This is a genomic window from Micromonospora sp. R77 (genome assembly GCF_022747945.1).
Taxonomy (GTDB): Bacteria; Actinomycetota; Actinomycetes; order Mycobacteriales; family Micromonosporaceae; genus Micromonospora.
The window spans coordinates 162934-175209 of sequence record NZ_JALDST010000001.1 but is presented as its reverse complement, the minus strand read 5'-3'; the positions used below and the strand labels follow the sequence as shown (position 1 = coordinate 175209).

Below are 12276 nucleotides of genomic sequence, written 5' to 3'. Positions count from 1 at the left end.
CGCGGGCCGGCCGGGGAGGTGGTCGGCCGCAATCCACGATTCGGGGGACCCCGTGCACCGACGTACGCTGCTGTCACTGGGAGGTGCGGCGGGAGCCGCGCTGGTCATCCCCGCCGCCGAGACGATCACGCCCGCGGCCGCCGCTCCGGGCGGCGCCCCGGCGCACCACCACCGCCCGCCGCACCCGGTGAGGTCTGCCGCCACCGGCGAGCCGTTCACCCGCCCGCTGGTGGTGCCGCCCGTGCTGCGCCCGGTGGCGGTCACCGCGGACACCGACCACTACCGGCTCGACGTCACCACCGCCGACATCGAGATCATCCCTGGCCTGACCAGCCGGATGCTCAGCTACGGCGGCTACCCGGTGAACCCGACCATCCGGGCCCGGCAGGGCCGCCGCGTCCGGGTCACCTACCGCAACCGGCTGGACCAGCCGGTCAACGTGCACCTGCACGGCGGCCACGTCGCCGCCCAGCACGACGGCCACCCGATGGACCTGATCCAGCCCGGCGAGGAGCGGGTCTACGAGTACCCGAACCAGCAGGCCGGCGCGTCGCTGTGGTACCACGACCACAGCCACCACACCGAGTCCGAGCACGTCTACCGGGGGCTCTACGGCTTCTATCTCATCGAGGGGTCGGACGAGGCGGCGCTGCGCCTGCCGTCGGGCCCGTACGACATCCCGATCGCGTTGCGCGACTCGCTCTTCGCCGAGGACGGCTCGCTGGTGTGGAACCAGGCCGACCCGTTCAGCCGGAACACCCTGCTGGCCAACAACCGGCACCAGCCGTACTTCCCGGTGGCCGCCCGGCGTTACCGGCTGCGGCTGCTCAACGCCTCCACCCACCGCACCTTCGAGGTCAACGCGGGCGGGGCCACCCTGACCCAGGTCGGCAGCGACGGCGGGCTGCTGCCCGCGCCGGTGCCCCGCACCTCGATCCTGCTGGGGCCGGCGGAGCGGGCCGAGGTGGTGATCGACTTCTCCGGGTACGCCGTCGGCGACCACGTGGTGCTGGCCGACGCGACCGGCGGGCCGCTGGTCCGGTTCGACGTCGTCCGCCGCGCGACCGACCCGAGCTGCGTCCCGCCGCAGCTGCGACCGCTGCCGACGCTGCCGCCGGCCACCGCGGAGCGGCTGTTCGTGATGCGGGTCGACCCGGTCACCTTCGCCAGCCTGATCAACGACAAGGCGTTCGACCCGGACCGGGTGGACACCACCATCACGCAGGGCAGCACCGAGATCTGGAAGATCGTCAACGGTGACGCCGGCCTCAACCTGGAACACACCTTCCACATGCACCTGGCCCAGTTCCGGGTGCTGGACCGCGACGGCGCGCCGCCGGCGCCGGGGGAGTCCGGGTGGAAGGACACCATCTACGTCCGGCCGGGGGAGTCGGTCCGGGTGCAGGCCACCTTCGACGGGTTCCTGGGCCGCTACCTCTACCACTGCCACATGCTGGACCACTCGGCCTTCGGGATGATGGGGCAGATGGAGATCGTCCCGCGCACCAGCTGACCCGGGCCGGGCGCGGCCGTGCCGCCGCGCCCGACCCGGGTCCCCCCGGCCACCTCAGCCGTCGACCTCGATCACCTCGGCGGGCGCGCGGCGGGGCGCGGGCGGCAGCTCGCCGGCCGGTGCCCAGCCCACCCGCACCACCAGGTAGGGATCGCCGATGCCGGCCAGCAGGTCGCGCATCATCCGGCGCGGCCAGGCCAGCTCGATGGCGTCGCTGATCGGCGCGGTGGCCAGGCCCGCCGCGGTCGCGGTGAGCAGCAGCGCGGAGAGCGCCTCGCCGCCGCGCAGCCAGGCCGCCGGGTCGTCCCGCTCACCGAAGAGGATCACGTACGCCGCGCCCCGGTCGAAGTCCGTGCCGGCGGTGAGCCCGGCCGCCCCGCCGGGCGTGGTCGCGTACCGGGACCCGGCGCGGCGCCGGCCGGACGGTCGCGGTGGGCACGCCGTCCCGCTGCCCGCCGGCCGGTTGGTCCACTCGCGCAACTCCGCCCGGTACGCCGGGTCGGCCAGTTCGGCGTCGGCGGCGCGCGCGGTGGAGACGGCCAGCATCGGCATCTGGTCCGGCCGGACCACGTGCAGGTGGGCACCCTCGGCCTCGACCGCCTCCCGCAGCCGGGTCAGCAGCGGCTCGGGCACCGGCCGGTCACCGTACGCGCGCCGGTCGGTGCGCCGGCGCGGGATGGCGTCGACCAGCGGGCCGGCGGCCACGTCCAGCTCGGCCGGGCCGGTGGTACGCAGCCGCGCCAGCAGCCCCGGGTCGGCCGGGTCGGGCAGCCGGTCCACCTCGACGCCCCAGCCGGCGGCGGTGAGCGAGATCCGGGCGTGGTGCAGGGCGGCGCCGCAGCTCAGGACCAGCAACCGGCCGTCCGGGTCGGTCACGGTGAGCTGCCGACCCGGGTCGGTACGCAGCTCCAGCGCGCCCCCGGCGACCCGCCAGCGCCACGGTTGGGTGTTGAACACCGACGGGGCGTGCAGGGACTGGCGGGCCGCCGCCTCCAGCACCCGTACGGTGGCGGTCTGCTCCGTCCAGGTCGATGGCTGGCTCATGGTGGGCCTCCTCGTTGCTCGTCCCCTCCCACCCTGCGGCCGGCGCCGGTCGGCGGACAGGGCCCAAGGGCCCGGTGCCGCCGGGCCGGCCGTCCCGGCTCAGTCCGGCTCGGGCGGCGGTGGGGGGACGGCCAGGGCGAGGGTCAGGTCGAGGACGGTGGCCGGGTCGTGCAGCCGGTCGCCGTACAGTTCGCGCAGCTTGCCCATCCGGTAGCGGACGGTCTGCGGGTGCACGAAGAGGTCGGCGGCGACGTCGTCGCGGCGGCCCTGGTGCAGCAGCCAGGAGCGCAGCGTCCCGGCGAGCCGGTGCGCGGTGGCCGGTGGCAGCGACGCCAGCGGCGCCAGCGCCTGCGTGCGCAGGTCGGCCAGGCCCTCCGGGTCCATGCTGAGCAGCAACCGCGCCAGGTGCTGCTCGGTGTCCAGCGGCGCCTCCCCGGTCGGGTCGCCGAGGTCGAGGGCGAGTGCCCGGACGGCACGCTGGTAGGACGTGGCCACCCGGTGCCACGGGCGGGCCGGCCCGAGCACCGCCCGGTGGCCGTGCAGCACCCGGGTGAGCTGCCGGCGGCGGCCCGCGTGCACGTCCGGCACCAGCAGCACCGCCAGTTCCTCGGCCGGCTCGACCCCGGGCAGGTCCTCGCCGCTCTCCAGGGTGTGCGGGCTGAGCAGGGCCAGCACCGCGCGGAGGCTGCGGCGGGGCAGCAGCACCACGGTCAGCGTGCGCGGCGGTGGCCAGTCGGCCCGTTCGGCGCTGCGCCGCAGCGTCTCCTCCGGCTCGCCGGCCAGCAGTTGCTGGGCGAGGCGCTCCAGGGAGCGGCGGCGGGCCCGACCGGCGCTGGCCAGTTCGTCGGCGTGCCCGGCCACGCTGGCCGCCGACAGCTCGTCGATGTAGGCGAACATCAGCTCGGCGAACTCGGCGACCGTGGCGGCGGCCAGCCCGGCCTGCACGCTGGTGGTGGAGACCTCCCGCCAGGCCACCCGGGCACCGATCCGGTACGCGGCCAGCAGCGCGTCCATGCTCCGCCCGGCGCGCGCCTCCCCACTGCCCAGGGCGTACGCGGCCGCCAGGGCGGGGGTGAGCGGGGTGCTCGGGTCGGACGGCTGGGTACCCTCCAACAGCTGCAGGAACGTGCCGAGTGCGAGGCGTACCGCGTTCTCGATCTTCTCCCGCATGCTGCCGGTGAGGGTGCCGGAATAGCTGGGCACCTCGGCGGTGATCGCGCTGACCGTGCGCTCGGCGACGACGGGAAGGCGGTCCCGGAGCCGACCGGCCACCTGTTCGTCCAGTTCGAGGTGGGCGGCGCGCCGGGTCGTCCCGGACTGGTCCGACATGTTTGTTCTCCCCGAACAAAAAACTGTGGCTGTTTCACCTTCGTCGGTCAAGATGTTATGCGCTCACGCGGTCACCCTGGTTATATGACCACAACTGTCCCGCGCCCGCCGCAGCGGGTCTCCGTCCGGGACCGGCTGCTGCGGCTGGCCGAGACGGTGACCACCCCGCTGCTGCCCGAGGACTACCTCGACCTGGTCGCGCCGCTGCGCGCCGGGGCCGCCCTGCGCGGCCGGATCGTCGAGGTGCGCCCCGAGACCCCCGACGCGGCGACCGTCGTCATCAAGCCGGGCCGCGGCTGGCGGGGGCACACCCCCGGGCAGTACGTCCGGCTCGGCGTCGACGTCGACGGGGTGCGGCAGTGGCGGGCGTACTCGCTGACCTGTCCGCCGGGCGGCGCGGACGGCCGGATCGCGGTGACCGTGAAGGCCATCCCGGACGGGAAGGTCAGCAATTACCTGGTCCACCGGGTGCGCCCCGGCACGATCGTGCAGCTCGACCAGGCCCAGGGCGACTTCGTGCTGCCCGGGACCACCCCACCGCGGGTCCTCTTCCTCACCGCCGGCAGCGGCATCACCCCGGTCATGGGAATGCTCCGCGCCGGTCTGCACACCCGCGCCGACGTGGTGCTGGTGCACTCCGCACCGGCCGCCGGTGACGTCATCTTCGGCGCCGAGCTGCGGGCGCTGGCCGCGCAGGGCGCGCTGCGGCTGGTCGAGCGGCACACCGACGTCGACGGGCTGCTCGGCGTGCACGAGCTGGACGACCTGGTCCCCGACCACGCCGAGCGGGAGACCTGGGCCTGCGGCCCGGTCGGCATGCTCGACGCGGTCGAGGGGCACTGGGCCTCGAAGGGCCTCGCCGACCGGCTGCACACCGAGCGGTTCCGGCCCACGGTGATCTCCGCGGGGGAGGGCGGCACGGTGACCTTCACCGGTGCCGCGGTGACGGTCGAGGCCGACGGCGCGACCCCGATCCTCGACGCCGGTGAGAACGCCGGGGTGCTGATGCCGTCGGGCTGCCGGATGGGCATCTGCTACGGCTGCGTGCTGCCGCTGCGCCAGGGCGCCGTCCGTGACCTGCGCACCGGTGACGTCACCACCGCCGTCCCGGGGGACGGCGTACTCATCCAGACCTGCGTGTCGGCGGCGGCCGGTACCTGCGACATCGACCTGTAGACAGGAGGCCGACGTGACCGTGATCCAGAAGAAGGCCGTCAACCCGATCGCCCACCTCAGTGCCGAGGACATCGAGATCCTCGGCAAGGAGCTGGACGCCATCCGGGACCGGGTGCTCGCCGAGCGCGGCGAGTCGGACGCGACCTACATCCGCAAGGTCATCAAGACCCAGCGGACGCTGGAGATCAGCAGCCGGGCCGTGCTGCTCTTCTCGCTCTTCCCGCCGGCCTGGGTCGTCGGCACCGCCGGCCTCGCGGCGGCCAAGATCCTGGAGAACATGGAGATCGGCCACAACATCCTGCACGGCCAGTACGACTTCATGCGCGACCCGAAGATCCACTCCACGACCTGGGAGTGGGACCACGTCTCCCCGGCCGAGCAGTGGAAGCACTCGCACAACCAGCTGCACCACACGTACACCAACGTGCTCGGCAAGGACAACGACCTCGGGTACGGCATCATGCGCGTCGACGAGGACCAGAAGTGGCACCCGATGCACCTGGGCCAGCCGCTGTGGAACTTCATCAACGCCTGCTTCTTCGAGTACGGCATCGCCGCGTACGACCTGGAGCTGGGGCGGAACCTGCAGAAGGGGCGGCACAAGTCGCCGGAGTTCCGGGCCCGGGCCCGCGCCGTGGGTCGCAAGATCCGTCGGCAGTTCCTCAAGGACTACCTGATCCACCCGCTGCTGTCCGGGCCCTCCTTCCTCAGCACCCTGGCCGCCACCTTCACCGCGAACCTGATCCGCAACCTGTGGAGCCACTCGGTGATCATGTGCGGGCACTTCCCGAACGGGGTGGAGACGTTCTCCAGGACCTCCATCGAGGGCGAGACCCGGGGCGAGTGGTACCTGCGGCAGATGCTCGGCTCGGCCAACATCAGCGGCAGCCGGCTGATGCACATCATGACCGGCAACCTGTCCTTCCAGATCGAGCACCACCTCTTCCCCGACCTGCCCAGCAAGCGCTACCAGGAGATCGCCCCGCAGGTGCGGGCGCTGTTCGACCGGTACGGGCTGAAGTACACCACCGGCCCGCTGCCCAAGCAGGTCGCCTCCGCCTGGTGGAAGGTCATCCGGCTCTCCCTGCCGAACCGGCGGGCCGAGCGGGCGGTGCCGGCCGCGCTGGCCTCGTCGGGCGCGCCGGCCTGACCCGCCCCCACCCCGACCGCTGTCCGGCCCGGCACCGTCACGGTGTCCGGGCCGGAGCCCGTCACGGTCCCTCGGGCGGCGGGTCCGAGGGGCGCGACGGTGGCGGGTCGTCGGGGGTGGCTGGCAGACTTTCGGGAGGTCACCGGCGGAAGGACACGAGTCCATGACGGACAACGGGCACGACCTCCGACCGGGTGCCGACAGCTTCGAGCTGTTCGGCGCCCGGGTCACCGTGCACGACGCCCCGGGCCTGCTCGCCGCCGCCGCAGCCGGCCCGGTCGAGCCTGCTCGGCGACGCCCACCGCTCCGCGTCGCTGCGCGCCCTCCGGCTCACCGTCCGGGCCGCCGACGGGACCCACCACTTCGACGCCGAGGTCCGTGCCGCCGCCGGCCGGGCGGTCGGCCTGCTCAGCCTGGGTGTCGCCGGCCCGGCCGGGTGCTGCTGGTGCGCCGCCTGGCCGGCGGCGACCCGTCGGCCGGCGGGCTGCTGGCCGAGGCGTCCCGCCGGCTCGGGCTGCGACCGCCGGGCACCCTCGACGAGGACCCGGCCGGGGCCGTGGCGCTGCGCGAGGCCGCCGCGCTCGGCCTGCGCCCCGACCTGGCGTACGACGAGAGTGCCGACGGTGGACGGACGGTGACCCTGCGCGTGGCCTTGCCCAGCGCGCAAGTCGGGCCGGCGCACCTGCGGGCCGTGGTCGGTCTGGTGCTGCACGCGGTCCGCGAGCTGGCCGGCGAGGGGCGCTGCGCGGCCGGGCCTTCCCGGTGGGCCGACCGCCCACGCCGCCGGTCCGCGCCGTGCCGCGCAGCGACGCGGTCACCCTCGACCAGGTCGGCGGCCTCGCCGAGGTGGTCGCCCGGTTCCGGGAGATCGCCGTGTCGTTCCGTCACCCGCAGGTGATGGCCCGCTGGGGCGCCCGCCGGCCGCAGGGCATCCTGATGTACGGCCCGCCCGGCACCGGCAAGACCATGCTGGCCCGCGCCCTGGCCAACGAGATCGGCGCCGACTTCCGGGAGATCCGCACCCCGGAGATCCTCGACAAGTATCTGGGCGGTTCCGAGCGGAACATCAAGCAGATCTTCCGGGAGGCCCGCCGCTACCGGCAGCCCACCGTGATGCTCTTCGACGAGTTCGACAGCATCATCAGCTATGCCGGGGCCGGCGGGGACGCCGCCAGCCAGGCGGTCAACGCGGTCGCCGGCATCTTCAAGCAGGAGATGAACACCCTGTTCGAGGAGAACCCCGACGTGATCGTGGTGGCCACCACCAACTTCCCGCAACGGGTGGACGCCTCGCTGATCCGCTCCGGACGCTTCGACATCAAGGTCGCCATCCCCGCGCCCGACGAGACCGGCCGCGCGGAGATCATCACGAAGATGGTCCGCGAGCTGATCGACCGGCACGAGGGGCCCGGCTTCCGGATGTTCGCCGCCGACGTCGACCCGGCCGAGCTGGCCGCGCTCACCCCCGGCCTGACCGGCGCGGACATCCGCGAACTGCTGCGCCGGGTGCAGCTGGCCAAGGCGATGCGGGAGGCGACCGAGGGTGCGCCGGCCGGCCCGATCAGCCAGGATGACCTGCGAGAAGCCGTCGCCGGGCTGCGTCGCGGCTGAGCCGGCCCGCCGGAAGGAGACCCGTGTCGTCGTCCACCCTGCTGTCCCGTCGGGACCTGGCGTTCCTGCTCCACGACTGGCTGGACGTGACCCGGCTGACCGAGCGCCCCCGCTATGCCGAGCACTCCCGCGAGACCTTCGACGACGTGCTCGACCTGGCCGCGCGGGTGGCGGCCGAGCACTTCGCCACCCACAACCGGGCCGCCGACCTCGCCGAGCCCACCTTCGACGGCCGCCGCGTGCACACCATTCCGCAGGTCAAGGCCGCCCTCGACGTCTTCGCCGAGACCGGGCTGCTGGCCGCGACCATGGACGGGACGGTCGGCGGGATGCAGCTGCCGCACGTGGTCGCCGCGGCGTGCTTCGCCTGGTTCCAGGCCGCCAACGTCAGCACCGCCGCCTACCCGTTCCTCACCCTCGGCAACGCCAACCTGCTGCTCACCCACGGCAGCGCCGAGCAGGTCGACACCTGGGTCCGGCCGATGGTCGAGGGTCGCTTCTTCGGCACCATGTGCCTCTCCGAGCCGCAGGCCGGCAGCTCGCTCGCCGACATCACCACCCGCGCCGAGCCGCAGGAGGACGGGACCTACCGGCTGACCGGCACCAAGATGTGGATCTCCGGCGGCGACCACGAGCTGGCCGAGAACATCGTCCACCTCGTCCTCGCCCGGATCCCCGGGGGACCGCCCGGGGTGAAGGGCATCTCGCTGTTCATCGTGCCCAAGGTGCTGCTCGACGACAACGGTCAGCCCGGTCCGCGCAACGACGTGGTGCTGGTCGGCCTCAACCACAAGATGGGCTACCGGGGCACCACCAACACCCTGCTCAACTTCGGCGAGGGCGTGCACCGGCCGGACGGGCGGGCCGGGGCGGTCGGCTACCTGGTCGGCCAGCCGCACCAGGGGCTCGCGCAGATGTTCCACATGATGAACGAGGCCCGGATCGGGGTGGGCGCCGGCGCGACCGCCCTCGGCTACACCGGCTACCTCAAGTCCGTCGCGTACGCCCGCCAGCGCCCCCAGGGCCGCCCGGTCGCCGACAAGGACCCGACCGCGCCGCAGGTGCCGATCGTCGCCCACCCCGACGTACGCCGGATGCTGCTGGCCCAGAAGAGCTACGTGGAGGGCGCGCTCGCCCTGGTCCTCTACTGCGGCCGGCTGCTCGACGAGGAGCGGACCGCCCCGGCCGAGGCCGACCGCGAGCGGGCCCACCTGCTGCTGGACATGCTCACCCCGATCGCCAAGAGCTGGCCCTCACAGTGGTGCCTGGCCGCCAACGACCTGGCCATCCAGGTGCACGGCGGCTACGGCTACACCCGCGACTACGACGTCGAGCAGCACTGGCGGGACAACCGGCTCAACCCCATCCACGAGGGCACCCACGGCATCCAGGCCCTCGACCTGCTCGGCCGCAAGGTGACCATGCAGGGTGGCGCGGGGTTGGCGCTGCTGCTGGAGACGATCGGCGCGACGGTCACCCGGGCCTGGAAGGCCGACGGGGAGGCCGCCGAGCTGGCCGGGCACCTCGGGGCCGCGGTGGACCGGATCGGCGTGGTGACCCGCCGGCTCTGGGGCAGCGGCGACCCGGAACTGGCCTTGGCGAACGCCTCGCTCTATCTGGAGGCGGTCGGACATGTGGTGATCGCCTGGATGTGGCTGGAGCAGCTGCTCGCCGTGGAGGCGATGGGAGCGCCGGAGGGGGCGGAGGGGGAGTTCCTGGCGGGGAAGCGGCAGGCGGCGCGCTACTTCTTCCGCTACGAGCTGCCCCGCACGGGACCTCAGTTCGACCTGCTGGAGAGCCTGGACCGGACCACCCTGGACACCCGGGAGGGCTGGTTCTGACCGTCGAGGATTTTCCGGCGGGCCTGTCACGACGAGTGCTCGACCGGACATGGATTGGACGTGAGCTCCGGGACCGAGCACGAGGACCGCTTCCGACGCGTCTACGCGGTCAACTTCGCACCGCTGCTGGCGTACGCCACGCGGCGCGTCGCGCAGCCCGAAGACGCCGCCGACGTGGTCGCGGAGACCTTCCTCGTCGCCTGGCGGCGCAGCCGGGACATGCCGCCGGAGGCCGAAGCCCGGCTGTGGCTGTACGGCGTGGCCCGGCGCGTGCTGGCCAACCACCACCGCGGCGGAGCGCGCCGGGAACGGCTGGGCGACCGGTTGCGCCAACGGCTGGGGATGGCCGCTGCCGTCGACCCGGGCAGCGAGGTGCCCGAACGGCTCACCGTGCGGGCCGCGCTGGCCCAGTTGGGGGAGCTGGACCGGGAGGTGTTGATGCTGACCTTCTGGGAGAGGCTGGAGCCGCGCGAGGTCGCCGAGGTACTGCAGGTGAACCCGGCCGCGGTCCGTACCCGGTTGTCCCGCGCCCGGGCCCGGCTGCGGAATCTCATCGGTGACGGCGACGGTCCACCCGGACATGTACTGGGCGTCATGGCCGTACGCACCTCGGAGGAGGGCAGATGACGGACGAGCACCTCGACCGGATGATCCGGGATGCCGACCCGTACCGACCCGACGTCATCGGGCGCTTCGACGGGGCCGCGCAGCACCTCCTGGAGGAGATCGTGTCCCTGTCGACCCTCGAACCCGTCGCCGAACTGCCGCCCGGGCCCCTGCGGGCGCGCCGCGGCGTGTTGAGCGCCCTCGCCGCGGGCGGCGTGGCGGCCGCGGTCCTCGCCGGTGTCCTGGCCGTCTCCGTCCTCGACGGCCGTCAGCCCGAACGGCAGCCGGTGATCCCGGGGATCACCTCCGGAGCGAAGGGGCCGGTCGGGTACTCGGCGATGGTGCTCAAGGCGGCCGAGGAGAACCCGCGGCTGCTGATCGACCAGCCCGGTTGGAAGGCGACCACCGTCTACGGCTTCGCCGAGAAGACGGGCACCATCGCCTTCCGGAACGGCGAACGGGAGGTGGAGATGAACTGGTACCCCGCCGACCAGTACGACAGCTACCACCGGGACCGACTCGACGTCAGCAGGCCGGAACGGGTACAGGTGGACCGCTGGCCCGCAGACCTGTTCCGCTACCGGGCGGGCGACTTCGCCGTCATGCTCCGGCCCCGCGACGGCTCCTTCGTCGAACTGCGCAGCAGCCTCGGCTGGACGCGGAGCGAGTTCGATCAGCTGCTCGCCCACGTGGTCCGCGTCGACGCCCGTACCTGGCTGGCCGCGCTCCCGGCGGAGATCGTCACACCCGAGCGGGTGAGCGAGCAGGCGGCCAAGGTCCTGGCCGACGTGCCGCTCCCGCCCGGCTTCGACCCCGCGGCACTGGCGGATCTCGGCACCAACGACGCCTACCAGTTCGGCGCCAAGGTCACCAGCCGCGTCGGCTGCGGGTGGATCAGCGAATGGCTGCGCGCCCGCAAGGCCGGTGACGCCGCCGCCGTACAGCGGGCCGCGGACGCGTTGCGCAGCAGCCACCGGTGGAAGGTGCTGCACCAGATGAACGACGCCGGCGACTGGCCGGAGGTGTTCTGGGAGTACGCCGACATGGTGGCCGACGGGAAGTCACCGACCGGCTACGAGCAGGCCCTGGGCTGCGAGTAGCCGCCACGGATCGCGGGGGACCGGTCAGTCGGGCGCTGGGGATCAACGGATGCTCAGCGCCCGACGTCCTGCCCCGCGTCGCACGGCGAAGAGCCGTACCGCCGCCTCACGGCCGGCGCTTCTCCACCCGGGTCCAGCCGACCCACCCGCGTTCCGCGACCAGCTCCCGCAGCCGGGCGACGGCAGGATGGGCGGCATCGGCGAACGAGTCCATCAGGCGGATGAACGCCTCGTCGGGCGTGACATCGTCCTGCCCGGTCAGCTCCCCGGCGGCCTCCGCCTGCGCGAACAGCTCACTCATCAGGTCGGCCGTCTCGGCCAGCAGCTCCTCGTCCGCCCAGTTCTCGGCGATCCGGTCGATGAGCTGATAGAGCCGGACCACCTTCGGGTTGGACAGCTGAGCCACCTTCTGGACCATCATCTCCGGGATCGCCTCCGGCCAGCGCGCCGCCATGAGGATCCAGGCGTCCCGCTCCGACTCGACGGCGGCCGGGGACGCTCCGATCGCCCGTAGCCGGTCCAGATAGTCGGCCACCTCCGGCGGGACGGCCAGGGAGTCGCCGCATCCCAGGCGCGCGATCCGCCGCCGGTGCTCCTGCAGGGTACGGATCTGCGTCCGCAACCGTTGGTCGATCTCGGCGGTCGCGGCGGCGAACGTCTCGGGCTCGGCGTCGAGCAGCTCGCGGACCCGGGCCAGCGGGACACCGGCCTCGGCCAGGGTTCGGATCCGGACGAGCCGCACGACGGCGGCGGCGTCGTACGTCCGGTAGCCGGAGGCGTCGCGCTCCGGCTCCCGGAGCAGCCCGATCTGGTGGTAGTGCCGCACCGCGCGAATGGTCACCCCGGCGTAGGCCGCCAGCCGTCCGATCGTCAGCATGCCCTCAGCCTCCACCGAGAAGGACCGTC

The 12276-nt window shown here is 73.4% G+C and carries 11 protein-coding genes; 8 read left to right on the top strand and 3 right to left on the bottom strand.

Annotated features, from left to right (window positions below):
- Nucleotides 1-52: 52 nt before the first annotated feature.
- Complete coding sequence (locus MRQ36_RS00915; RefSeq protein ID WP_242791535.1) at nt 53-1513, top strand: multicopper oxidase family protein; 1461 nt, start codon at nt 53-55, stop codon at nt 1511-1513.
- 54 nt (nt 1514-1567) lie between these two features.
- On the opposite strand, the gene MRQ36_RS00910 is transcribed toward MRQ36_RS00915, so the two are convergent.
- Both MRQ36_RS00910 and MRQ36_RS00905 read right to left on the bottom strand, forming a co-directional pair.
- Nucleotides 1568-2557 (bottom strand): nitroreductase family protein, encoded by a 990-nt coding sequence (locus tag MRQ36_RS00910; protein WP_242791533.1) that lies wholly within the window; start codon nt 2555-2557, stop codon nt 1568-1570.
- A gap of 99 nt (nt 2558-2656) precedes the next feature.
- Nucleotides 2657-3886, bottom strand: coding sequence for a CdaR family transcriptional regulator (locus MRQ36_RS00905; RefSeq protein WP_242791531.1), 1230 nt, complete (start codon nt 3884-3886; stop codon nt 2657-2659).
- Between the two features lie 84 nt (nt 3887-3970).
- Between MRQ36_RS00905 and MRQ36_RS00900 the strand changes: the two genes are divergently transcribed.
- From MRQ36_RS00900 to MRQ36_RS00870, 7 genes are all read left to right on the top strand, one after another.
- On the top strand, nt 3971-5062 hold the full coding sequence (locus tag MRQ36_RS00900) for a ferredoxin reductase (RefSeq protein WP_242791529.1): 1092 nt from the start codon (nt 3971-3973) through the stop codon (nt 5060-5062).
- A 13-nt stretch (nt 5063-5075) separates the two neighbouring features.
- Complete coding sequence (locus tag MRQ36_RS00895) at nt 5076-6212, top strand: acyl-CoA desaturase (protein ID WP_242791527.1); 1137 nt, start codon at nt 5076-5078, stop codon at nt 6210-6212.
- A 445-nt stretch (nt 6213-6657) separates the two neighbouring features.
- On the top strand, nt 6658-7110 hold the full coding sequence (locus MRQ36_RS00890; protein ID WP_242791518.1) for a hypothetical protein: 453 nt from the start codon (nt 6658-6660) through the stop codon (nt 7108-7110).
- On the top strand, nt 7008-7823 hold the full coding sequence (locus MRQ36_RS00885) for a 26S protease regulatory subunit (RefSeq protein ID WP_242791516.1): 816 nt from the start codon (nt 7008-7010) through the stop codon (nt 7821-7823). The genes MRQ36_RS00890 and MRQ36_RS00885 overlap by 103 nt, the downstream gene beginning before the upstream one ends.
- 23 nt (nt 7824-7846) lie before the next feature.
- Nucleotides 7847-9664: an acyl-CoA dehydrogenase gene (locus MRQ36_RS00880; RefSeq protein ID WP_242791514.1), complete on the top strand. Its 1818-nt coding sequence runs from the start codon at nt 7847-7849 to the stop codon at nt 9662-9664.
- A gap of 60 nt (nt 9665-9724) precedes the next feature.
- Nucleotides 9725-10291 carry an RNA polymerase sigma factor gene (locus MRQ36_RS00875; protein ID WP_242791512.1) on the top strand — a complete coding sequence of 189 codons (567 nt, stop codon included), beginning with the start codon at nt 9725-9727 and terminating at the stop codon, nt 10289-10291.
- Entirely contained in the window at nt 10288-11370 is a 1083-nt protein-coding gene (locus tag MRQ36_RS00870) for a hypothetical protein (protein WP_242791510.1), read from the top strand. Before MRQ36_RS00875 ends, MRQ36_RS00870 begins: the two co-directional genes overlap by 4 nt.
- A 106-nt stretch (nt 11371-11476) precedes the next feature.
- Here MRQ36_RS00870 and MRQ36_RS00865 read toward each other — a convergent pair whose 3' ends face one another.
- Complete coding sequence (locus MRQ36_RS00865; protein ID WP_242791508.1) at nt 11477-12247, bottom strand: MerR family transcriptional regulator; 771 nt, start codon at nt 12245-12247, stop codon at nt 11477-11479.
- Nucleotides 12248-12276 lie beyond the last annotated feature (29 nt).